The sequence below is a fragment of the Brevirhabdus sp. genome, assembly GCF_052826345.1.
In genome coordinates, this window is the sequence record NZ_JBRBUA010000122.1 from 1 (window position 1) to 21,806 (window position 21,806).

Consider the following 21,806-nt stretch of genomic DNA (forward strand, 5'->3'; position numbering starts at 1 on the left):
ACGATGACGGCGACGCCGTTCGGGCCGTAGCCCTCGTAGCGGATTTCCTCATAGTTCTCGGCGTCGCCGGCCTGGGATTTCTTGATCGCGCGGTCGATCACGTCCTTCGGGACGGATTGCGACTTGGCCTCCTTCACGGCCAGGCGCAGACGCGGGTTCTTTTCGGGGTCGGGGTCGCCCATCTTGGCGGCGACGGTGATCTCCTTGGACAGCTTGGAAAACAGCTTTGAACGGATCGCATCCTGGCGACCCTTGCGATGCTGGATATTTGCCCATTTGGAATGACCGGCCATGGTGCCCTCTTCGATGATTGGAACGCGGCGCGGGGCCGACAGGTTGGGTGCGGGCGCGTGCCCGCCGTCGGCCTGTCTATAATCGGCGGATGCCGAGGGGGCAATCCCGTCTCAGAAGGGCCAGAACAGCGGGATCAGCGCCGAGGCGAGCAAACCGATGCTCAGGTTCAACGGGATGCCCGCGCGCATGAAATCGGTGAATCGGTAGCCGCCGGGCCCATAGACCAGCATGTTGGTCTGATAGCCGATCGGCGTGGCGAAGCTGGCCGAAGCCGCGATCATCACCGCTACCACCAGCGGGCGCGGCTCTATCCCCATGGAGGCCGCCAGACCGATCGCGATGGGGGTGATTACGACTGCGACCGCGTTGTTGGACACCAGCTCCGTCAACACCGAGGTCAGCAGATAGATCGCCCACACCACGAAAAAGGGCGGCAACCCGGTCAGAAGCGGCGCCAGCGCCTCCACGATCAGGCGCACCGCCCCCGATTCCTCCAGCGCCGCGCCGACCGCCAGCATGGCGAAGATCAACGCCAGCAGCCGACCGTCGACAAAGGAAAACGCCTCCTCCGCGTCGATGCAGCGCGCCAGCAGCACCACCGCCACCGCCACCACCGACAGCAGGAAGATCGGCGCCACCCCGAAGGCCGCCAGCACCACCACCCCCAGAAGCGCGGTGACCGCGATGGGCGCATGGCCGCGGCGATAGGCCTGCGCCGAAGGCTTGGCTATGTCGACGAGCCCCACGTCATGGGCCAGGCGCTGGATATCCTCGCCCGTGCCTTCGAGCAGCAGCGTGTCGCCGACGCGCACCACGACCTCGTCGAGCTGGCGCCCGATGTTCTGGTTGCGCCGGTGCACGGCCAATGGGTAGACCCCGTAGCGGCGGCGCAGGCGCAGCGCCCCGAGCGAGCGGCCGACCATGCGGCAACCCGGCGTGATCAGCACCTCGACCGTGGTGGTGCGCACCGAGGACAGCTTGTCCACGGGCCGGACGCTGGGGTTGGCCTGAAGCCCCATGAGCTCGGCCATCTCGGTGCGCAGAACGACACGGTCGCCCGGCTCCAGCACAACCGCGCTCATATCGCGGCGCAGCGAGGCGTCGCCGCGCAGCACGTCGATCAGGCGCACGCCCTCGCGCCGGAACAGATCCACCTCGGTCACGTTCTGGCCGATCAGATCGCTGTCTTCGGGCAGGGCCACTTCGGTGAAGAACTTCATCTTCGACTTGTCGGAGATCAGCGAGGCCAGCGAGTGACGCTCGGGCAGCAGGCGGGCGCCGAAGATCCACAGGTAGAACATGCCCCAGCCCACCAGGATCACGCCCAGCGGCGTCACCTCGAAAATCGAGAACGGCGCCAGCCCCTTGCTGCGCGCGACGCCGTCGACCAGCAGGTTCGTGGATGTGCCGATCAGCGTCAGCGTGCCGCCCAGAATCGCGCCATAGCTGAGCGGGATCAGCATCTTGGACGGCGACGCCTGCAAGGTCTTGGACAGCTGCATGAAGACCGGGATCATCACCACGACAACGGGCGTGTTCGAGACGATGGCGGACGCCACCACGACGAAGCCCATCAGCGCGCCCAGCGCCAGTTTCGGCCGGGTCTGCGCGTTACGCTCGGCCAGCTGGGTGAACCAGTCGAGCGCGCCGGTACGCACCAGCGCGCCCATCACGATGAACATCGAGGCAATCGTCCAGGGCGCGGGATTGGAGAGCACCGCGAGCGCGCGGTCGTAGGGCAGGATGCCAAGCACCAGCATCAGCGTGGCACCCGCGATCGCGATGACCTCGGCCGGGTATTTCTCGCGCAGGAACAGCACGAACATCACGGCGACCACCGCCATGGTCAGCGCCGCCATGCCGAAGGGGGTGAGCGAAAGGTTTATCATTACCGGGTCTTCATGTCGAAATGGCCAGCGCACATCATGCGCGCAGGGGTTGGCGCGGACAAGCGGCGTTTGCGCGGCCGCGCGCTGACGCCACGCCCGCCGCCCCCCTATCCGCGCCGCGCGTTTCGGTGTGGCCGGGCGCAGGGGCGCGGCTCAGGCGGCGCGTACAGGGGGCAGCTCAGGCGGCGGCACAACCCATGGCGATCAGGTCCGGCAAAGGGGTCAGGGCGCGGCCTGTTCCAGCAGCCCGCCCTGCCGGATCATGCGCACCGAGCGCGCAAGCCCGGTGCGGTCGTCGGTTTCCACGAACAGCCCCGACAAGGTCGCCTCGCCCGTCGCGGGAACGAAGCGCGCCTTGCCCATGCCGGTGATGAAGCGGCGCATCGGTTCTTCCTTGTCCATGCCGATGACGGAATCGTAATCGCCGCACATGCCCGCGTCGGATTGATGCGCCGTGCCGCGCGGCAGGATGCGCGCGTCAGCGGTGGGCACATGCGTATGCGTGCCCACCACCAGCGAAGCGCGCCCGTCGCACCAATGCCCCATCGCCATCTTTTCCGAGGTGGCCTCGCAGTGGAAATCGATCACGATCGCCTGCGCCAGCCCGCCCAGCGGATGCGCCTTGAGCACCTGCTCGACCGCCGAGAAGGGGTCGTCGAAGGGGCGTTTCATGAAGACCTGCCCCAGCGCCTGTGCGACCAGGACCTTGCGCCCGCCCGCCGCCTGGAAAAGCCGGTGCCCCCGTCCCGGGGCGCCCTTGGCGAAGTTCAGCGGCCGCAGGATGCGCGGTTCCTGATCGACGAAGGACAGCATGTCCTTCTGGTCGAAGGCGTGATCCCCCAGCGTCAGGCAATCGGCGCCCGCGTCGAGCAGCGTTTTGGCATGGGCGGGCGACAACCCTGCCCCGCCCGTCGCGTTTTCGGCGTTGACCGTGACGAAATCCAGGCGCCAGTCCTGTTTCAGGCGGGCGAGGTTCTGTGTCACGGCGGCGCGCCCCGCGCGCCCCATGACATCCCCGAGGAAAAGCAATCTCATGGATAAATCCGTAGGGTGCCGCGCGCCGATGCGCAAGGCTTCTGACGCGGGAGGGGGGCGCGGGGAAAGATGCCTCCGGCGGGGATATTTTTGCGACAATGAGGAACGGGCGCGGCGCGATCAGAAGCGGCGCACGCATGTCTCGGTGACGATCATGTCCAGCGGCTGGTCGGTCGGTTCCTGTGGCAGGGCGGTGTCGCTCAACTGTGCCTCGAAGGCGAAGCCTATCGCGGTGATGGACCCCGGGGCGTCGGCGCGCAGCAGCTCCAGCGTGCGGTCGTAAAATCCGCCGCCATAGCCCAGCCGGTTGCCCGCCGCGTCGAAAGCCACCAGCGGCACGATCACCACCTCGGGGCGCATGATGCGCGCGTCGGCCGGGGTCGCGGCGCCGAAGGTGCCCGCGCGCATCTCGGCCTCGGGGTGCCAGAGATGAAATTCCAGCGGCTGATGCGCGGCGAGGATGACGGGCACCCCCACCCGCGCGCCCGGAGCGTGATGCGCCCAGCGTGTCATCACCGGCAACGGGTCTGCTTCGGTCCGGATGGGCATGTAGCCCGCCAGCGCCCGCCCCCGGTGGGGGGCAAGCGCGCGCCACAACGCCGCGGCGGCCGCGGGCGCGAGGCCCGCATCGAACGCGGCCTTGCGCCGGGCGAAGGCGGCTTTTCGCGCGGCGCCCTTCGCGGCCCGCAGATCCGCGTCCTGCGCGTCGAGGAACGGGGTCGCGCCGGTCATAGCAGCAACATCACGGCGAGGCCGAGAAAGGCGAAGAACCCGGTCACATCCGTCACCGTGGTCACGAAGGCACCCGAGGCCAGCGCCGGATCGACCCCGATCTTTTCCAGCCCCAGCGGAATCAAAACCCCCGCCAGCGCCGCCACCACGAGGTTGAGGACCATCGCCGCCGCGATGACCACGCCCAGCATCGGCAGCCCGAACCACACGATGCCGACCACCGCCATGATACCCGCGAAGGCCGCGCCGTTGAGCAGCCCGGCGGTGGCCTCCCGCCGCACGACGCGCAGCGCATTCGACCCGGTCAGGTCGCGCGTGGCCAGCGCGCGCACCGCGACGGTCAGCGACTGCGTCCCCGCGTTGCCGCCCATCGAGGCCACGATCGGCATCAGCACCGCCAGCGCCACGATCTGGGTGATCGCGGCCTCGAACTGCGCGATGACCAACGAGGCCAGGATCGCGGTCATCAGGTTCACCATCAGCCAGGGAAAGCGCTGGCGCGCGATCTTGAGCGTGCGGTCCGACACGCTTTCGTCGCCGACACCGGCCAGCAGCATCATGTCCTCGCCCGCTTCGGCATCCAGCACAAGCATCGCGTCGTCGATGGTGATGACGCCGACCAGCCGATCCTCGTCGTCGACCACGGGGGCCGAAATCAGGTGATACTGGTTGAACATATAGGCCACCTCCTCCTCGGGGGTGGTGACCGATATGGTGCGGAAGCTTTCTTCGGTGATTTCGAGCAGCCGCGTCCGGCGCGCCGTGCCCAGAAGCTTGCCCAGCGTGACGTAGCCGGTGGGATGCATCCGCGGGTCCACCAGGATGATGTGGTAGAACTGATCCGGCAACTCGCGCGCGGCGCGCAGGTAGTCGATGGCATCGCCCACCGTCCAATGTTCGGGCGCGCGCACCACATTGGGCTGCATCAGGCGGCCGGCGGATTCCTCGGGGAAGCTCAGCGATTGCTCGACCGCGACCCGGTCGGCCTTTTCCAGCGCCTCGAGGATGGCGAACCGCTGCGGCTGGTCCAGATCCTCGATCAGATCGACGACGTCGTCGGATTCCAGCTCGCGCACCGCTTCGGCCAGGACCGAGGGGTCGAGCGTCGCGATGACCTCTTCGCGCAGGTTCTCGTCGAGTTCCGACAGGATTTCCCCGTCGATACCGTCGCCCCAGAGCGTGATCAGCCGCCGCCGTTCGCCCGCGCTGATCTGTTCGAGAAAGTCGGCGATATCGGCGGCGTGCAGCGGCTCCAGCAGCGCGGTCAGCGCGTCGCGGTCCGCGATCTCCACAGCCTCCAGTATCGCATCGCCGCGATGGCGATCGAGTTCGGTGTCGTCTTCTTCGGCGGTATCGACCGCCGTTTCCTGCTCGGCCATTCACAGCCCCCCTGTCGGCTTGCAAATATCCTAACCAAGCCGTTCGACAAGAGACAGCCCAACCGCCGACGCCACGACAGAAAGATTTACGCCGCCCGCGCGCGGCCCTATACCGGCGCGCGCATCGCAGCCGGGGCGCGCAGGGCGCATCATGAGGGGGCACCAATGGACAAGCAGCTTATCGTGGGCCAGACGCTCGGCTTTTCGGCGGATCCCTTCGCGGTGCCGCTGGCAGAGGCGGCACAGGTCGACACGCGCGGCGGCGTGCTGGTGGTCGACGGGCGGATCGCGCAGACCGGCCCGGCCGAGGACCTGCGCGCCGCGCATCCCGACGCGACGCTCACCGATTGCGGCGACAAGCTGTTGAGCGCGGGGTTCGTCGATGCGCATGTGCATTTCCCGCAGACCGCGATGATCGCCAGCTGGGGCAAGCGGCTGATCGACTGGCTGAACGATTACACCTTTCCCGAAGAGATGAAATTCGCCGATCCCGCCTACGCACAGGCCATCGCGGCGCGGTATTTCGACCTGGCGCTGTCGCATGGCACCACCAGCATGTGCAGCTATGCCACGATCCATCCCGCCAGCGTCGAGGCCTTTTTCACCGAGGCCCGCCAGCGCGGGATGCGGGCGCTGGCGGGCAAGACCTGCATGGATTGCAACGCCCCCGAGGCGCTGCGCGACACCGCGCAAAGCGCCTATGACCACAGCCGGACACTGCTGGAGCGCTGGCACGGGGTCGACCGGCTGTCCTATGTGATAACGCCCCGGTTTTCGCCCACGTCGTCGCCCGAACAGCTGTCGGCGCTGGGGGCGCTCTGGGCCGAGCATCCCGATTGCCTGATGCAGACGCATCTGTCCGAGCAGGTCGAGGAAATCGCCTGGGTCAACGGGCTGTTTCCGCAGGCGATGGATTATCTGGACACCTACGAACGCCACGGCCTGCTGGGGGCCAATGGCGTCTATGGCCACGCGATCCACCTGACCGACCGCGAAAAGGCACGGCTGCAGGAGGTCGGCGCGGCGCTGGTGCATTGCCCGACCTCGAACACCTTCATCGGATCGGGGCTGTTCGACATGGCCGGGCTGAAAGGCGCGGGCCACCGGGTGGGGCTGGCGACCGACACCGGCGGCGGGTCGTCGTTTTCGATGCTGCGCACGATGGCGGCGGCCTATGAGGTGGGCCAGCTGGCGGGCAACGCGTTGCACCCCGCGCAACTGTGGTGGCTGGCGACCGAAGGTTCCGCCGCCGCGCTGGGGCTGTCGGGCACCATCGGCGCGTTGCGCGTGGGCGCGGAAGCCGACCTGATCGCGATAGATCTGGCCTCGACCCCCGCCATAGCGCAACGTGCGGCGACGGCGGAAAATATCTGGGAGGCGCTCTTTCCCACCATCATGATGGGCGATGATCGCGCCATCGCCGGGGTCTGGATCGGCGGCACGCGCATCTGAGAGCAGCCCACCTGCCATGCGACGGGGCGCAAGGGCGCGGTCAACGCCACCGGATGGCGGACAGCGTCACCCGGGCCCGACGCCTAAGCCTTCATCAGCTTTGCGGCCAGACGGTTCTGGGCCTCTACCGCGCGGGGCAGATCCAGCGTCACCAGCTGCCCGTCGCGCACCACCTGCCGCCCCTCGACCAGCAGGTCGCGCACCTGCGTCGGCCCGGCCAGCAGCAGGGCGATCCGGTCCCAGCTGCCCGCGGCCGCGATGCCCGAGACATCCCAGATCGCCAGATCGGCGCGATAGCCTTCCTGCAGGCGGCCGCATTCGGCGCCGCGGCCCAGCACCTCGGCGCCGCCGCGCGTGGCGATTTCCAGCGCCTCGCGCGCGCTCATCGCATCGGCGCCGCGCACCACGCGCTGCAACAACATCGCCTGACGCGCCTCCGCCGCCAGGTTGCCCGCATCGTTCGAGGCCGATCCATCCACCCCAAGCCCGACCCGCACGCCCGCGTCGCGCATCGCGCGCACCGGGGCGATCCCCGATCCCAGACGGCAGTTGGAACAGGGGCAATGCGCCACGCCGGTGCGGGTGCGGGCGAACAGATCGACCTCGGCCCGGTCGAGCTTGACGCAATGCGCGTGCCACACGTCGACGCCGGTCCAGCCCAGATCCTCGGCGTATTGGCCGGGGCGGCAGCCGAATTTTTCCAGGCTGTAGGCGATATCTTCATCGTTTTCGGCCAGATGGGTGTGCAGCATCACCCCCTTGTCGCGCGCCAGCAGCGCCGCGTCGCGCATCAGCTCGCGGCTGACGGAAAAGGGTGAACAGGGCGCGACACCGACCCGGCACATCGCCCCCGGCGCCGCATCGTGGTGGCGGTCGATCACGCGGATGCAATCGTCCAGGATCGCGGCCTCGCGCTCCACCAGCGTGTCGGGCGGCAGGCCGCCCGCACTTGCGCCGATGGACATGGCGCCGCGCGTGGGGTGAAACCGCAGGCCGATCTGCGCCGCCGCCTCTATCGTGTCGTCAAGCCGCGCGCCGTTGGGAAACAGGTAGAGGTGATCCGACGACATCGTGCAGCCCGACAGCGCGAGCTCCGCCAGCCCGATCAGCGCCGATGTGCGCATCTCCTCGGGGCCGAAGCGGGCCCCGATCGGGTAAAGCGTCTTGAGCCAGCCGAACAGCAGCGCGTCCTGCCCGCCCGGCACCGCCCGGGTGAGCGTCTGGTAAAGGTGGTGATGGGTGTTCACCAGACCCGGCGTGACCAGCGCCCCTCTGGCCGAAATCACCTGTCCGCCCGCGCTGAGGCCGTGGCCCGTGCCGAGGCCGTGGCCGATGCGCGCGATCACGCCATCGCGCAGCAGGATATCGACCTCGTGCAATTCGCGCCTTGCATCATCCATCGTCACGACATGCGCGGCGTCCTTGATCAGGATCTCAGTCAAGCGCCGCCCCCGCCAGTTCCTCCAGCGCGGCGGCGTGCAACGTGGCATTGGCCGCCGCCAGCACGCGACCGCCGCCATGCGCCGGGCGGCCCTGCCAATCGGTGACGACCCCGCCCGCGGCCTCGATCACAGCGATCGGCGCGGCGATGTCGTAGGGCTGCAAACCGGCCTCGACCACGAGGTCGATCTGGCCCAACGCCAATAGCGCATAGGCGTAGCAATCCATGCCGTAGCGCGTCAGTCGGCATTGCCGGCCGAGCGCCCGGAACGCGGCCGCCTCGCGTTCGGTGCCGACTTCCGGGTAGGTAGAAAAGATCAGCGCCTGCGACAGATCCCGCGTGCCGCGCGTGCACAGATCGCCCCGGCCGTGCGGCCCCGCGAACCGCGCCCGCCCCAGACCTCCGCTGAAACGCTCACCGATATAGGGCTGGTCGATGACGCCGTAGATCGGACCCGTGGCGTCGGACACCGCGACCAGCACGCCCCAGGTCGGCGTACCCGACATGTACCCGCGCGTGCCGTCGATCGGGTCCAGCACCCAGGTCAGGCCCGAGGTGCCGGCGACAGGGGCAAATTCCTCGCCCAGGATCGCGTCCCGCGGGCGTGCCTCGGTCAGGATGTCGCGCATCGCGGTCTCCGCGGCGCGGTCCGCCTGCGTCACCGGATCGAACGCGCCCGCCGCTGCCGTCTGCGCCTCGGCACCATCGGCCGCCGCCAGCGTGTTCTGCGCCAGCTTGTTCTGCGCGGTCAGGCCCTTGGACCGGAACAATTTCAGCGTCGCGAGGCGCGCCGCGTCGGCCAGCCTGTCGGCGACCGCGATCAATTGCTGTGTTTCTGTCTGATCCACCTGCTGATCCACTTGCCTGCCCGCCGGTTGTTCGCCCTGCCCTTGGCGTAAGAGGCACAGGTCCGGGGGTCAAGCGGCAGCGGCGGGAGGGGGGCGCCGGGAAGGGGAACGGCGGCGGCAGGCGGGCCGGACATTGCCCGCCCCTGCCCGCGCCGCGCGTCCCCCTGGGCGTTTTACCTGAGCCTTTGATCCTGCGGCGTGATGATGCGATTCATTCTCAGGAATGAAAGGAAGCATTCTCGGCGGCCATCGACTTCGCACGCGGGTTCCAGCCCCTCGGCAGCCTCACACCCCACGAAGATCTCTGCAGGATCTGGACATCCGGGCCCGCAGATTCATCCTGAACCCGATCCACCGGATGCCGTGACGGCACGGTTAGGCGGCCGCGCTCAGCACCTTGGCGAGGTCGAACAGCCGCCGACGCTGGTTTTCGGGAATGGCATAGTAGGAGCGGATGAGTTCCAGCGCTTCCTTGTCGGCCAGGATATCGCTGGGCAGCGCGCTGTTGGCGGCCGCGCCATCCTTTTGATCCAAACCCTCGAAAAAGAACGCCACATTCACATCGAGCGTGTCGGCGATGTCCCACAGACGCGAGGCGCTGATGCGATTCATCCCGGTCTCGTATTTCTGGATCTGCTGGAATTTGATCCCGACCTTTTCGGCAAGCTGCTGCTGGGTCATGCCCAGCATCCACCGACGATGCCGCACACGTTTTCCGACGTGCACGTCTACTGGATGCTTCATCGCCACTTCTCCGTCCGTTAATTCGCGTTTTTATCAGCTTGAACGATAGCTCTTTTTCACCAACACAAACGTTACAAATCAGAAATCCGTCCGCTGTCCGGGCTAATTTTCTTTCGAATTGTCCTTTCTGACAAGCGATCCGAGGACGTTTAACCAAAAGTTGTTTTGCAAAACGAAATGACGTCCTTTCCGTTGTGCGCAACCTCTTCGCAAAATGCGAATTCACGCTTAGGGAGAACGGAATGTCATTTTTCCGGCCGCTCTCTGGCGAATCCCGGCGGGCGCCACTACGCTCCCCCGACCCGCGCGGAATCGAGCCTGGTCCGCGGCCGAAACGGAGGCTGGAATTGAGGCCAGAACGGGGACCAGAACGGAGGCCGACATGCAGGCATTGCAGGTAATTCGCCACGGCACGGCGCCCCGGCTCCTCGACATCCCCGTCCCGCAGCCCGGCGCGGGGCAGGTCAGCATCGACATCGCCGCCTGCGGCCTGAACTTTGCCGACCTGCTGATGGTCAGCGGCGACTATCAGGCCTGCCCGCCCGTGCCCTTCACCCTGGGGATGGAGGTCGCGGGAACCGTGCGCGCGACGGGGCCCGGCGTCTCGCACCCCCCGGTCGGCAGCCGCGTCGCGATCTATGCCGGGTCGGGAGGGCTGGCGCAGACGGGGGTTTTTCCTGCCGACGCCTGCATCCCCCTGCCCGCGACGATGGACATGGCCGATGCCGCGGGCTTTCAGATCGCCTATGGCACCAGCCACCTCGCGCTGCAAAAGGCCGGGCTGGCGCCGGGACAGACGCTGCTTGTGCTGGGCGCCGCAGGCGGCGTCGGCCTGACCGCGGTGGAGGTCGGCAAACTGATGGGCGCCCGCGTGATCGCCTGCGCGCGCGGCCCGGAAAAACTGGCCGTGGCCCGCGACGCGGGGGCCGACCACACGGTAGACTCCAGCTCGGAGGATATCCGCCGGCGCGTCAAGGATCTGGGCGGTGCCGATGTGGTTTACGATCCCGTCGGCGGCGAGCAGTTCAGTGCGGCCCTGCGGGCCTGCAATCGCGGCGCGCGGATGATCGTGATCGGCTTTGCCTCCGGCACTGTGCCGCAGGTGCCCGCCAACATCATCATGGTCAAGAATATCACCGTGCTCGGCTTCTACTGGGGCGGCTACCACGAGATCGACGCCGCCGCGAGGGCCGACAGCCTGGCGCAGCTGTTCGACTGGTATGCCGCGGGCAAATTGCATCCGCATGTCTCGCACCGGCTGCCGCTGGAGCGTGCGGCCGAGGCGCTGGAACTGCTGCGCGCGCGCAAATCGACCGGAAAGGTCGTCGTCACCATGTGCTGATTGCAAAGCATTTACCGAAAACATAGCAAAATGCGACGTCCGGCCGAGGGCGCCGGACTATTGCATCAAACCCGCCCCGAGAATGACGCTGCCTTCTTGAAATGCGGGGGGTTCTTTCCGATATTTAGGCGGAAGGCGGCTGAATCAATCAATACCGCCGAAAATGTGTTTCTGGAGGGTTGAGATGGCACAGTTTGACACGGTTCGCAGCACGGGCACCCATGCCGGTGCCGCGCGGATCGACGAGGGGCTTCGCGCCTATATGAACAAGGTCTATGCGACCATGGCGGTCGGCATGGCCGTCACCGGCGTCGTCGCCTATCTGGTCGGCACCAATGAGGCGATGATGCAGGCGATCTTCGGGTCGGGCCTGCGCTGGGTCGTCATGTTCGCCCCGCTGATCGTGGTCTTCGCCTTCGGCGCCGTGATCAACAAGCTGTCCGTTGCCGCCGCAACGGCGGTCTTCTACGGCTTCGCCGCGCTGATGGGCCTGTCGATCAGCTTCATCTTCGCCGTCTACACCGGCTTTTCGATCGCGCAGACCTTTCTGGTGACCTCGATCGCCTTCGCGGGGCTCAGCCTGTGGGGCTACACCACGAAAAAGGACATCTCGGGCTGGGGGTCGTTCCTGATCATGGGGGTGATCGGCCTGATCGTGGCGTCCATCGTCAACATCTTCCTAGCCTCGCCCGCGGTGATGTTCGCGATCTCGGCGCTGGGTGTGCTGATCTTTGCCGGGCTGACCGCCTATGACACGCAGAAGATCAAGACCACCTACCTGCAGATGGCGTCGCACGGCGATGCGGAATGGATCGGCAAGTCGGCGATCATGGGCGCGCTGACGCTCTACCTCGACTTCATCAACATGTTCATGTTCCTGCTGAGCTTCATGGGCAACCGCGAGTAAACGCGACAGCACCCACGACACCCGAAACGACGAAAAGGCCGGCCATTGCGTCGGCCTTTTTCATTCCGACAGGTCCGGCCCCGCAGGCCCGAGAGCGGCAAGACGGGAACCGGCGGGGGGTTTCGCGCATTGGCCGGGCATGACCCTTCTCAGCGCCCTGTTCGCCGCGGCCTTTGCCCTGACCCATATCTTCATCGGCAAGCTGCGGTTTCTCGAACGCACGCCCCGATCGCGGTGGCTGTCGGCCTCTGGCGGCGTGGCGGTGTCCTACATCTTTCTGCATGTGCTGCCCGAACTTGCCGCGCATCGGGACACCTTTGCCGAGGCACTGGGGCTGGGTGCCGGACGGGCCGAAACGGCCGTCTATGCCCTGGCGCTGGCGGGGCTCATCACCTTCTACGGGCTGGAGCGGTCGTTGAAGCGGTCGATCGCACCGCGGCCCGCGACGCCCCCCCGGTCGGGCGAAACCACCGAGGCGGCAGCGCTGCCTCCGGTCGGGGCCTTCTGGCTGCACATCGGCTCTTTCGCGCTGTACAACGCCATCATCGGCTATCTGCTGCTGCACCGGGAGACGCCGGGCCTGTGGTCGCTGGTGATCTATGGCGTGGCGATGGTGCTGCATTTCGTCACCAATGATTTCGGCCTGCGCGAGCATCACCGCCGCCGCTATGACCAGCTGGCGCGCTGGATCCTGGCGGGCGCGGTGCTGGCGGGCTGGGCGCTGGGGCTGGTGGGCGAGCTGCCCCCGATCGGCATCGGGCTGCTGTTCGCCTTTCTGGCCGGGGGCGTCGTGCTGAACGTGCTGAAGGAAGAGCTGCCCGAAGACCGGCAAAGCAGCTTTCTGCCCTTTCTGCTGGGCGCGGCGGGCTATTCGGTGCTGCTGGCGCTGTAGGGCGCCGGGCGACAGGCAAATGGCATAAAGGCAGACGGCAAAAGGGCCGCGCCATTCCCGCGCGGCCCTTTGCAAAGGCGATGACCCCCGGCCCCCGGGCCGGGCGGCAGGATCACTTGATATTTCCTTACGTGTATTAGACATGCATGCGCACGACGGGGTCGTATTTCTTGACCGCCATCTTTTCGGTCATCGTGCGGGCGTTCTTCTTGGTCACGTAGAAGTGGCCGGTGCCCGCCGACGAGTTCAGGCGGATTTTGATCGTGGTTGGCTTCGCCATTGGTCTCTCCAGTCAGCGAGGCACGCAGGGCGGCCCCGTAAAATGCTTGAAGCCCGCCTTTTAACGGGCGCAGGGCGCGAGTCAACCGCAAAACAGGGATGCCCCGGCCCTGCGGGCAGCAGGGTGTCAGAACGCGCGGACGGCCTGTAAGCCGGATTCTGTCCGGGGCGGCACGCCGCCCCTGGATGACCATTCATCTTGACCGCACATTGCTGCGCCGCCTCTGGCTGCCAACCCGGACCCCTGGGATAAAGCATCCCCGGGCAATGGCCCGCGGGGTCCCTATTTGGCATTGCTCCCGGTGGGGCTTGCCGTGCCGGTCCGGTTGCCCGTCCCGCGGTGGGCTCTTACCCCACCGTTTCACCCTTACCCCGGATCACCGGGGCGGTCTGTTTTCTGTGGCGCTGTCCCTCGGGTTGCCCCGGCCGGGCGTTACCCGGCACCGTTGCTTTATGGAGTCCGGACTTTCCTCGGACCCGCCGAAACGGACCCGCGGTCATCCAGCCATCCGCGCGCAGTCGCACCTATGCGCAGCGCGCGGCGCGGTCAACCGGGAACCGGCAGGACAGATCCCGCGCCAGCGCCAGGTCGCATGTATCGGGCGGCGGATCGTCGGCGCTGCGCAGCTGCGGGCGGAAGCGCGCGCGAAACGCCGCCAGCACTGCCCCCCGGTCCGCCCCCGCGTCATAGCCGAACGCGGCCAGCGCCGCGAAAAGCGCATCGGTATCGGCGGCGTTCAGGACAGGCCCGGGACCCGCGCGCCCGGCCCCCTGCGGCCAGACCGCCAGCCCGCGCAGCGCCAGCCTGCGCCAGTCGAACCGCGGGCCGGGATCGCATTTGCGCCCCGGCGCCAGATCGGAATGACCGATGACGCGCGGCGCGGCGATCCGCCATCTGCCGACGATGCCCTGCAGCAGGGCCTCCAGCGCGTCCATCTGGGGCGCGGCGAAGGGGGTGTCGCCCCGGTTGTCGAGCTCGATCCCGATGGAGCGGGAATTCAGATCCTCGGCATCGCCCCAGCGACCGGCCCCGGCGTGCCAGGCGCGCGCGCCCTCCTCGACCAGCTGATAGGTCAGCCCGTCGGCCCCGATCAGATAATGCGCGGAAACTTCGGCGTGCGGATCGCACAGCCGCTCCAGCGCCGCCGCGCAGCTGTCCATCGCCGTGTAATGGATGACCACCGTGTCGGGCACCGCCCCGCCCCGCCGGGGTCCGAAATTGCCCGAGGGGTGCCAGCGGGTGCCGTCCTGGCCTCTAGCGTCCGGCGACATTCCGAAACGGCGTCGGGTCCCAGCTACAGGCAAAGCCGTCGCCGTCGGGGTCCAGATTCTCGCGGTCCTTCTGCGGCCCGCCGTTGGACAGGAAAGCCAGCTGCGCCATATCCGCGGAGCCGTATCTGGCGCAATTCTGCGCATGGTTGCCGCCGAAGCTGATCCAGGAACGGCGATAGACCTGCTGGCCCGGCATATTGGTCGTGCTCAGCGCATATTCGACGACATTGGGACTGGTATTGCCGTTGCGGCTGGGCAGCGGCTTGGGCGGAATCACCTTGTATTGCGCGCGCTGGCGCGCCAGCCGCTCCGCATCGCTTTCGATGGTTTCGCGTTCTTTGACGGCCTCGAAACTCTGCTCGTCGGATATGCTCCGCCTGCGCCTGACCGCGGGTTCCACCACCGAGGGCGAGGCCGCCGTGGGGGGCGCGGGAATGGCGCTCGATTGCGGCACCGGCTGGCCTGAATACTGCGGATCGGAGGCGTCGGCACCGTAGTAGCTGCGCCCGGTCAGCTGCGATTCGCGCTGCCTGAGCTGCTCCTGATAGGTGCCGTAATCCTGAAACCCCACTCCGGCGCCGGAATCCGGCACTTGCTGGGCGCAGGCGGCCAGCGCCACCAGCGTCACGAAAGGAAAGATGATACGCATGTGCCCTGGGCGCCCTTCGTATTGGCCTGGCTTGTCAGCTTGCGGGTTGTCCTACCACCATTGACCGGGTTTGGAAACAAATCCGGCCGCGCGCTCCATCGCGTCAGCGACATTCAGCAATTCGCCTTCCTCCCACGGGCGGCCGATCAATTGCAGCCCCAGCGGCAGCCCCTGCGCATCCAGCCCGGTCGGCACCGAAATGCCGGGCAGCCCGGCGAGGTTCACGGTGACGGTGAAGACATCGTTGAGATACATCGCCACCGGGTCCGCGTCCTTCATCTGCCCCAGCGGGAAGGCCGCCGAGGGCGTGGCGGGGGTCAGGATCGCGTCGATGCCGCCCGCGAAGACCTCGTCGAAGTCGCGCTTGATCAGCGCGCGCACCTTGCGGGCGCGGTTGTAATAGGCATCGTAGAACCCTGCCGACAGCACGTAGGTGCCCACCATGACGCGGCGCTGCACCTCATGGCCGAAGCCCTCGGCCCGGGTCTTTTCGTACATCTCGGTGATGCCGTCGCCCTGCGCCAGCTTGGCGCGGTGGCCGTAGCGCACCCCGTCGTAGCGCGCCAGGTTCGACGACGCCTCGGCCGGCGCGATCACGTAATAGGCGGGCAACGCGTATTTGGTGTGCGGCAAGCTGATATCGACGATCTCGGCGCCCGCGTCGCGCAGCATCTCGGCGCCGCGCGACCACAGTGCCTCGATCTCCTGCGGCATGCCGTCCATGCGGTATTCTGACGGGATGCCGATGCGCTTGCCCCGGATGTCGCCGGTCAGCGCCGCCTCGAAATCGGGCACCGGCAGATCGGCGCTGGTGCTGTCGCGGGCGTCGTGCCCCGCCATCGCGCCCAGCATGATGGCCGCGTCGCGCACCGTCTTGGTCATCGGTCCCGCCTGGTCCAGCGACGAGGCGAAGGCCACGATGCCCCAGCGCGAGCAACGCCCGTAGGTCGGCTTGAGCCCGGTGATCCCGGTGAAGGCGGCAGGCTGGCGGATCGACCCGCCGGTGTCGGTGCCCGTGGCGGCAAGGCACAGATCCGCCGCCACCGCCGCGGCCGAGCCGCCCGACGAGCCGCCCGGCGTCAGCGCGGCCTCGCTGCCCTGCGCGCGCCAGGGGTTGACCGCGTTGCCGTAGGTCGACGTCTCGTTCGACGAGCCCATGGCGAATTCGTCCATGTTGAGCTTGCCCAGCATGATCGTGCCCGCGTCCAGCAGCTTCTGCGAGACGGTGGATTCGTATTCGGGGCGAAACCCTTCGAGGATCCGGCTGGCCGCCTGGGACGCCACGCCGCGGGTACAGAACAGATCCTTGATGCCCAGCGGGATGCCGCACATCGCGGGCGCATCCCCCAGCCCCAGCCGCGCGTCTGCGGCGGCGGCCTGGTCGAGCGCCAGGTCGGGCGTCTTGTGCACGAAGGCGTTGAGCGCATCCGCGCCCTCGATCCGCGCCAGGCAGGCCTGCGTCAACTCGGTCGCGGAGGTCTCTTTCTTGCGCAGCGCGTCGCGGGCCTGGGCGATGGTCAGCGTGTTGAGATCGGTCATGTCATTCCACCACCTTGGGAACCGCGAAAAACCCCTCGCGGGCGTCGGGGGCGTTGGCCAGGATACGTTCGGCCATGTCGCCGTCGGTCACCACGTCCTCGCGTCGCTTCAGCCGCTGCGGCGTTACCGATGTCATCGGCTCCACCCCTTCGACGTCCACCTCGCCCAGTTGCTCGATGAAGCCGAGGATCGTGTTGAATTCCTGCGCCAGCGCCGGAAGGTCGTCGTCCTTCACGGCGATGCGGGCCAGTTTGGCCACGCGGCGGGCGGTTTCCGTGTCAATGCTCATGGCTGCGCTTTCCTGCCTTGGCCTGCCTTGGTCGGCCACCGTTTAACGGCGCGATCCGCCCGTCGCAAGCGCTCGAAGCCGCCCGACCGTGACGATCCGGGCGCAAAACGGTCGCGATGGCACGGATCGCGCGGCGCGGACCTAGTCGTCGGCGGCCGCCGCATCCGGTGACAGCCGCCGCCGCGCCGCGAAGAAGTCGCGCAGCAACGCCTCGGATTCGGTCTCGGCGATGCCTGCATAAACCTCGGGACGGTGATGGCTTTGCGCCCGGTCGAACACCCGCGCGCCCTGCGCCACGCCACCCGATTTCGGATCGGCCGCGCCGTAGAACACGCGCCGCAGCCGCGCGGCGGCAATGGCGGCGGCGCACATGGCGCAGGGCTCCAGCGTGACGTAGAGATCGCAGTCGGCCAGCCGCTCGCTGCCCAGACGCGCACAGGCGGCGCGGATCGCCAGGATCTCGGCGTGGGCGGTCGGGTCGTTGAGCGCGCGCGTGCGGTTGCCGCCGCGCGCCAGCACCTCGCCAGAGGCGCTGACGATGACCGCGCCCACCGGCACCTCGCCGCGCGCGGCGGCGGCGCGCGCCTCGCCCAGGGCGTCGGTCATATGGCTGCGGAACGGGATCTGCGCGCGTCGGGTCATGGCCCATTTGCCCTTGCGGCACGACCGGGGGCAAGTGGCTTCCCCTTCGGCCCGCGCCGGAGTATGCCACTACGATGAAAAAATCGGACACATCACACCCCGCCGGGGCCACCCCCGCAAACACCTCGGGCGCCACACCGGGCGAGCGCATCGCCAAGGTGCTGGCACGCGCGGGCATCGCCAGCCGCCGGGAGGTCGAACGGATGGTGGAGGCAGGCCGGGTGCAGGTCAACGGCCGCAGGATAGAAAGCCCTGCCCTGAACGTCACGGCGCGCGACCGCATCGCCGTCGACGGCAAGCCCGTGGCGGAAGCGGAACCGCCGCGCCTGTGGCTCTATCACAAACCCACCGGGCTGGTGACGACCGAACGCGACGAAAAGGGCCGCGAGACGGTGTTCGACGCGCTGCCGCCCGAATTGCCGCGCGTAATGTCGGTGGGGCGGCTCGACCTCAATTCCGAAGGGCTGCTGTTGCTGACCAACGACGGCGGCATCAAGCGGCGGCTGGAGCTGCCTTCCACCGGATGGTTGCGCAAGTACCGCGTGCGGGTGAAGGGCACCCCCGAAGACGCGATGCTGGAGCCGCTGCGCAGGGGGTTGGTCGTCGAGGGTGAGAAATTCCAGCCGATGATCGTGTCGATCGACCGACAGCAGGGGGCCAACGCCTGGCTGACCGTGGCCCTGCGCGAAGGCCGCAACCGCGAGATCCGCCGCGCGGTCGAGCAGGTGGGACTGACGGTCAACCGGCTGATCCGCATCAGCTATGGCCCCTTCGCACTGGGCGATCTGAAACCCGGCGAGGTCAGCGAGGTCAAGGCGAAGGTCATGCGCGATCAACTGGGCCTGAGCACCGAGCAGACCACCCCGAAGCCCGCCCGCCCCGCCCCGCGCGCCCCAAGGGCCAAAGGCGCCGAAGGCAAAGGTGCGGAAAGCTTCGGACCGGGCGGCAAACGGGCCGACGGGGCGCCGAGGGGGCCCAATCGCCCGGGACGAAAGAAAAACTGAAAAATCAACGGTCCCTTGCGGGATGCTGCCGCGTTGGGCAGGGTGAACACGACGGCCCGCGCAGCGCAGGCGGCCTCAGCAGGAGCAAGTCATGACCGATCTATTTACCCTGGAAAACATGGGCAACCTGTTGATGCTTTGTTTTTTGCAAGCGGTCCTGGGGTTCGATAACCTGCTGTTCATCTCGATCGAAAGTCGGCGCGCGCCGCTGGCGCAGCAGAAATCGGTGCGTTTCTGGGGCATCATCATCGCGGTGGCGCTGCGGGTCGTCCTGCTGTTCGTGATGATCCGCCTGATCGACCTGCTGCGGGAGCCGTTCTTCGTGATGAACTGGACCGGCATTCTGGAAGGCGGCGTGAATTTCTCCACTGTCGTCTTCGTGCTCGGCGGCATCTTCATCATGTATACCGCGCTCAAGGAGATCACGCACATGCTGTCGGTCGAGGATCTGGGCACCGATGTGTCGGGCAAATCGGGCAAGTCGGCGACGCAGGTGCTGGTGCTGATCGTGACGATGAACCTCGTGTTCAGCTTCGATTCGATCCTTTCCGCGCTGGCAATCACCGATGTGTTCATCGTGCTCGCCATCGCCATCGTGATCAGCGGCCTGGCAATGCTGGTGCTGGCCGACGGGGTGACGAATTTCCTCAGGAAAAATCGGATGTACGAGGTTCTTGGCCTGTTCATCCTGCTGATCGTGGGCGTCGTCCTGCTGGGCGAGGCAGGCCCCGCCGCCGCCCATGCCGCCCATGACGACGCGCTGCAGGTCCGCATCTTCGGCTATGCGTTGCTGCCGATGTCGAAGACCACATTCTATTTCTCGGTCGTGGTGCTGGTCGCGGTGGAGGTGATCCAGTCCGGCTATCAGCGGAAGCTGTCGGCAGAACGGGCGGCCGGCGCCGCGAAACGGCGCTGACCGCCCCGTATACTCGATACAAGGTCGATACAAAGGCGGTGCAAAGACGGTCAAAGACGGTGGCACTGCAAGCCGCGAAACCCTATATAGCCGGAAGGGCCGTTGCGGCCCGAGCGAGGGTGCGATGACGGGCGAAGGTCTGGCCAGAATTGCCTACGGTTTGCTGTTCCTGCTGTTGCTGGGCGTCACGACCGGCTGGCTGGGTGGGCTTTGATGGCGGTCTCCTTCGGTGGCAGATACAGCCCTGACGGGAACCGGAAGTCCGCGGATGAGAATGCCCCGCACACCGCCTCCGGCGCTGACGCTGCGCGGGGGCAGACGCCCCGCGGCCCATCCGCGACGCCGTCGGCCGGGGCGCATCGCTTCGACGGCAAGCGCGTCGACACATCCTGCGCACGGCCCAACTTCCTGTTCCTGACGACGCTGCCGCTGTTGCTGAGTGCCTTTTCGGGCGGCGCACTGACCATGGCCGCCGACCTGACGGCCTTCGGGGTGCTGGTGCTGGCCTTCTGGCTGCTGCGCGAGGGCCTGAAGGCGGAGGCGGCCTATCGCGCGCGCGCCGTGGCCAGGCGCCCCGCGATCCCGCGCAAGCTGTTCTCGCTCGCGCTGACGGGGCTGGGCGTGGCGCTCGCCTCGGCGGCGCCCGGCGGCGGGGTCGCGGCCCCCGTCATCTTCGGCGCGGTGGCGGCGGTGCTGCATTTTCTGGCCTTCGGACCGGACCCGATGCGCGACAAGGGCGTTGAGGGCGTGGATCGCATGACCAACGACCGGCTGACCCGCGCCATTACCGAAGGAGAGACCATGCTGGCGGAGATGCAGCGCGCGATCGCCGCCACCCACGACCGCGACCTGCGGCAGCGCGTCGAGGGCTTTGCCGCGACGGTCCGCGAGATGTTTCGCCGTCTCGAGGCAGACCCGCGCGATCTGCGCGGTGCGCGCCGCTATCTCAGCGTCTATCTGCAAGGTGCGCGGGACGCGACGGTCAAGTTCACCGAGTTGCAGGCGCGCAGCCCCGATCCGGCGGCACGCGACAGCTACGCCGCGTTGCTCGGGGATTTGCAGGCGAATTTCGCCGCGCGTTCCGAAGCGCTGCTTCTGGACGACCGCAGCGATCTGGACATTGAAATAGAAGTGCTGCGCGAAAGATTGCAGCGTGACGGCCTGACGGCCGATTAGGACCAACAGGACCAAGGGGACGAACATGTCGGAATCCACCCGCCAGAAGGCCGAAGCCAGCACCGCTATGGTCGAAGAGGTCACATCCGCCCCGGTGCGCGAGGCCTCCACCGAGCTGGTGGCGATGGAACGCGCCCCCGCCCCGATGGCCGATCAGATCCGTCGGCGGATGGATGAAATCGACGTGAACGACACCAATTCGATCGTGCAGTTCGGCTCCTCCGCCCAGGCGGAGCTGCAACAGATCAGCCAGTCGATGCTGGCCGATGTGCGCAACAAGGATGTCGGCCCCGCGGGCGATTCCCTGCGCAACATCGTCAGCACGATCCGCGACTTTTCGATCAGCGAGCTTGACGTGCGCCGCAAGCGGTCATGGTGGGAAAAACTGACCGGGCAGATCGCGCCGATGGCCAAATTCGCCGCGCGCTATGAAACGGTACAGGATCAGATCGACCGCATCACCGACAATCTGCTGCGTCACGAACACAAGCTGCTCAAGGATATAAAGTCGCTCGACAAGCTGTACGCACGCACGCTTGAATTCTACGACGAGCTGGCGATCTACATCGCCGCCGGCGAGGAAAAGATCCGCGCGCTGGATGCCGAGGCCATCCCCGCCAAGGAAGCGGAGGTGAACGCCGCGCCCGAGGAAGATCAGGTCATGCAGGCGCAGGAGCTGCGCGACCTGCGCGCCGCGCGCGACGATCTGGAACGCCGCGTGCACGACCTGAAGCTGACGCGCCAGGTGACGATGCAATCGCTGCCCTCGATCCGGCTGGTGCAGGAAAACGACAAGTCGCTGGTGACCAAGATCAATTCCACCCTGGTCAACACCGTCCCGCTTTGGGAAACCCAGCTGGCGCAGGCCGTCACCATGCAGCGCAGCGCCGAGGCCGCGGCGGCGGTACGCGACGCGAATGACCTGACCAACGAACTGCTGACCAAGAACGCAGAGAACCTGCGGCATTCCAACAAGATGATCCGCACCGAGATGGAGCGCGGCGTCTTCGACATCGAAGCGGTGAAGAAGGCCAATGCCGATCTGATCGGCACCATTCAGGACAGCCTGCAGATCGCCGACGAGG

At 67.2% G+C, this 21,806-nt stretch carries 21 protein-coding genes, 1 other RNA gene and 1 pseudogene; 8 read left to right on the forward strand and 15 right to left on the reverse strand.

What is annotated here, in order from left to right; genetic code table 11:
* The 5 genes and pseudogenes from ACU0BR_RS14325 to mgtE form a co-directional block, all read right to left on the reverse strand.
* Positions 1 to 293 (reverse strand): annotated as a pseudogene (locus tag ACU0BR_RS14325) (YebC/PmpR family DNA-binding transcriptional regulator); the annotation flags it as partial.
* A 111-nt stretch (positions 294 to 404) separates the two neighbouring features.
* Positions 405 to 2,183, reverse strand: coding sequence for an SLC13 family permease (locus tag ACU0BR_RS14330; protein WP_446157511.1), 1,779 nt, complete (start codon positions 2,181 to 2,183; stop codon positions 405 to 407).
* 222 nt (positions 2,184 to 2,405) lie between these two features.
* Positions 2,406 to 3,218, reverse strand: a complete 813-nt coding sequence (locus ACU0BR_RS14335; protein WP_446157512.1) for a TIGR00282 family metallophosphoesterase — start codon at positions 3,216 to 3,218, stop codon at positions 2,406 to 2,408.
* 120 nt (positions 3,219 to 3,338) lie between these two features.
* Complete coding sequence (locus ACU0BR_RS14340) at positions 3,339 to 3,950, reverse strand: 5-formyltetrahydrofolate cyclo-ligase (RefSeq protein WP_446157513.1); 612 nt, start codon at positions 3,948 to 3,950, stop codon at positions 3,339 to 3,341.
* Positions 3,947 to 5,329: a magnesium transporter gene (gene mgtE / locus ACU0BR_RS14345; RefSeq protein ID WP_446157514.1), complete on the reverse strand. Its 1,383-nt coding sequence runs from the start codon at positions 5,327 to 5,329 to the stop codon at positions 3,947 to 3,949. Before mgtE ends, ACU0BR_RS14340 begins: the two co-directional genes overlap by 4 nt.
* 165 nt (positions 5,330 to 5,494) lie before the next feature.
* Between mgtE and guaD the strand changes: the two genes are divergently transcribed.
* A complete protein-coding gene (gene guaD / locus ACU0BR_RS14350) occupies positions 5,495 to 6,781 on the forward strand; it encodes a guanine deaminase (protein ID WP_446157515.1) in 1,287 nt (428 codons plus the stop codon).
* 83 nt (positions 6,782 to 6,864) lie between these two features.
* On the opposite strand, the gene ACU0BR_RS14355 is transcribed toward guaD, so the two are convergent.
* From ACU0BR_RS14355 to ACU0BR_RS14365, 3 genes are all read right to left on the reverse strand, one after another.
* Positions 6,865 to 8,223, reverse strand: a complete 1,359-nt coding sequence (locus ACU0BR_RS14355) for an 8-oxoguanine deaminase (RefSeq protein WP_446157516.1) — start codon at positions 8,221 to 8,223, stop codon at positions 6,865 to 6,867.
* A complete protein-coding gene (locus tag ACU0BR_RS14360) occupies positions 8,216 to 9,070 on the reverse strand; it encodes an inositol monophosphatase family protein (protein ID WP_446157517.1) in 855 nt (284 codons plus the stop codon). Before ACU0BR_RS14360 ends, ACU0BR_RS14355 begins: the two co-directional genes overlap by 8 nt.
* Positions 9,071 to 9,445: 375 nt before the next feature.
* On the reverse strand, positions 9,446 to 9,814 hold the full coding sequence (locus ACU0BR_RS14365; protein ID WP_446157518.1) for a helix-turn-helix domain-containing protein: 369 nt from the start codon (positions 9,812 to 9,814) through the stop codon (positions 9,446 to 9,448).
* Positions 9,815 to 10,196: 382 nt separating this feature from the next.
* On the opposite strand from ACU0BR_RS14365, the gene ACU0BR_RS14370 reads away from it, so the two are divergent.
* The 3 genes from ACU0BR_RS14370 (at position 10,197) to ACU0BR_RS14380 (ending at position 12,955) form a co-directional block, all read left to right on the forward strand.
* Positions 10,197 to 11,156, forward strand: a complete 960-nt coding sequence (locus tag ACU0BR_RS14370; RefSeq protein ID WP_446157519.1) for an NADPH:quinone oxidoreductase family protein — start codon at positions 10,197 to 10,199, stop codon at positions 11,154 to 11,156.
* Positions 11,157 to 11,340: 184 nt separating this feature from the next.
* Positions 11,341 to 12,063 carry a Bax inhibitor-1/YccA family protein gene (locus tag ACU0BR_RS14375; protein WP_446157520.1) on the forward strand — a complete coding sequence of 241 codons (723 nt, stop codon included), beginning with the start codon at positions 11,341 to 11,343 and terminating at the stop codon, positions 12,061 to 12,063.
* 139 nt (positions 12,064 to 12,202) lie between these two features.
* Positions 12,203 to 12,955 (forward strand): hypothetical protein, encoded by a 753-nt coding sequence (locus tag ACU0BR_RS14380; protein ID WP_446157521.1) that lies wholly within the window; start codon positions 12,203 to 12,205, stop codon positions 12,953 to 12,955.
* Between the two features lie 136 nt (positions 12,956 to 13,091).
* On the opposite strand, the gene rpmG is transcribed toward ACU0BR_RS14380, so the two are convergent.
* The 7 genes from rpmG to ACU0BR_RS14415 all read right to left on the reverse strand — a co-directional run bounded on the left by rpmG (position 13,092) and on the right by ACU0BR_RS14415 (position 17,607).
* Entirely contained in the window at positions 13,092 to 13,235 is a 144-nt protein-coding gene (rpmG, locus tag ACU0BR_RS14385) for a 50S ribosomal protein L33 (RefSeq protein ID WP_446157522.1), read from the reverse strand.
* 131 nt (positions 13,236 to 13,366) lie between these two features.
* An RNA gene (gene rnpB, locus ACU0BR_RS14390) (RNase P RNA component class A) lies at positions 13,367 to 13,747 on the reverse strand.
* Between the two features lie 12 nt (positions 13,748 to 13,759).
* Positions 13,760 to 14,506 (reverse strand): N-acetylmuramoyl-L-alanine amidase, encoded by a 747-nt coding sequence (locus tag ACU0BR_RS14395; RefSeq protein WP_446157523.1) that lies wholly within the window; start codon positions 14,504 to 14,506, stop codon positions 13,760 to 13,762.
* Positions 14,490 to 15,155 (reverse strand): hypothetical protein, encoded by a 666-nt coding sequence (locus tag ACU0BR_RS14400; RefSeq protein ID WP_446157524.1) that lies wholly within the window; start codon positions 15,153 to 15,155, stop codon positions 14,490 to 14,492. The genes ACU0BR_RS14395 and ACU0BR_RS14400 overlap by 17 nt, the downstream gene beginning before the upstream one ends.
* A gap of 51 nt (positions 15,156 to 15,206) precedes the next feature.
* Entirely contained in the window at positions 15,207 to 16,694 is a 1,488-nt protein-coding gene (gene gatA, locus ACU0BR_RS14405; protein ID WP_446157525.1) for an Asp-tRNA(Asn)/Glu-tRNA(Gln) amidotransferase subunit GatA, read from the reverse strand.
* A gap of 1 nt (position 16,695) precedes the next feature.
* A complete protein-coding gene (gene gatC, locus ACU0BR_RS14410; protein ID WP_446157526.1) occupies positions 16,696 to 16,983 on the reverse strand; it encodes an Asp-tRNA(Asn)/Glu-tRNA(Gln) amidotransferase subunit GatC in 288 nt (95 codons plus the stop codon).
* Between the two features lie 141 nt (positions 16,984 to 17,124).
* Positions 17,125 to 17,607 (reverse strand): nucleoside deaminase, encoded by a 483-nt coding sequence (locus ACU0BR_RS14415; RefSeq protein ID WP_446157531.1) that lies wholly within the window; start codon positions 17,605 to 17,607, stop codon positions 17,125 to 17,127.
* 92 nt (positions 17,608 to 17,699) lie between these two features.
* Here ACU0BR_RS14415 and ACU0BR_RS14420 point away from each other — a divergent pair, with 92 nt between their 5' ends.
* The 4 genes from ACU0BR_RS14420 to ACU0BR_RS14435 all read left to right on the forward strand — a co-directional run.
* On the forward strand, positions 17,700 to 18,629 hold the full coding sequence (locus ACU0BR_RS14420; RefSeq protein ID WP_446157527.1) for a pseudouridine synthase: 930 nt from the start codon (positions 17,700 to 17,702) through the stop codon (positions 18,627 to 18,629).
* Between the two features lie 91 nt (positions 18,630 to 18,720).
* On the forward strand, positions 18,721 to 19,545 hold the full coding sequence (locus ACU0BR_RS14425) for a TerC family protein (protein WP_446157528.1): 825 nt from the start codon (positions 18,721 to 18,723) through the stop codon (positions 19,543 to 19,545).
* A 213-nt stretch (positions 19,546 to 19,758) separates the two neighbouring features.
* A complete protein-coding gene (locus ACU0BR_RS14430; protein ID WP_446157529.1) occupies positions 19,759 to 20,721 on the forward strand; it encodes a 5-bromo-4-chloroindolyl phosphate hydrolysis family protein in 963 nt (320 codons plus the stop codon).
* A gap of 25 nt (positions 20,722 to 20,746) precedes the next feature.
* On the forward strand, positions 20,747 to 21,806 hold a 1,060-nt coding region (locus ACU0BR_RS14435), incomplete at its 3' end, for a toxic anion resistance protein (RefSeq protein WP_446157530.1).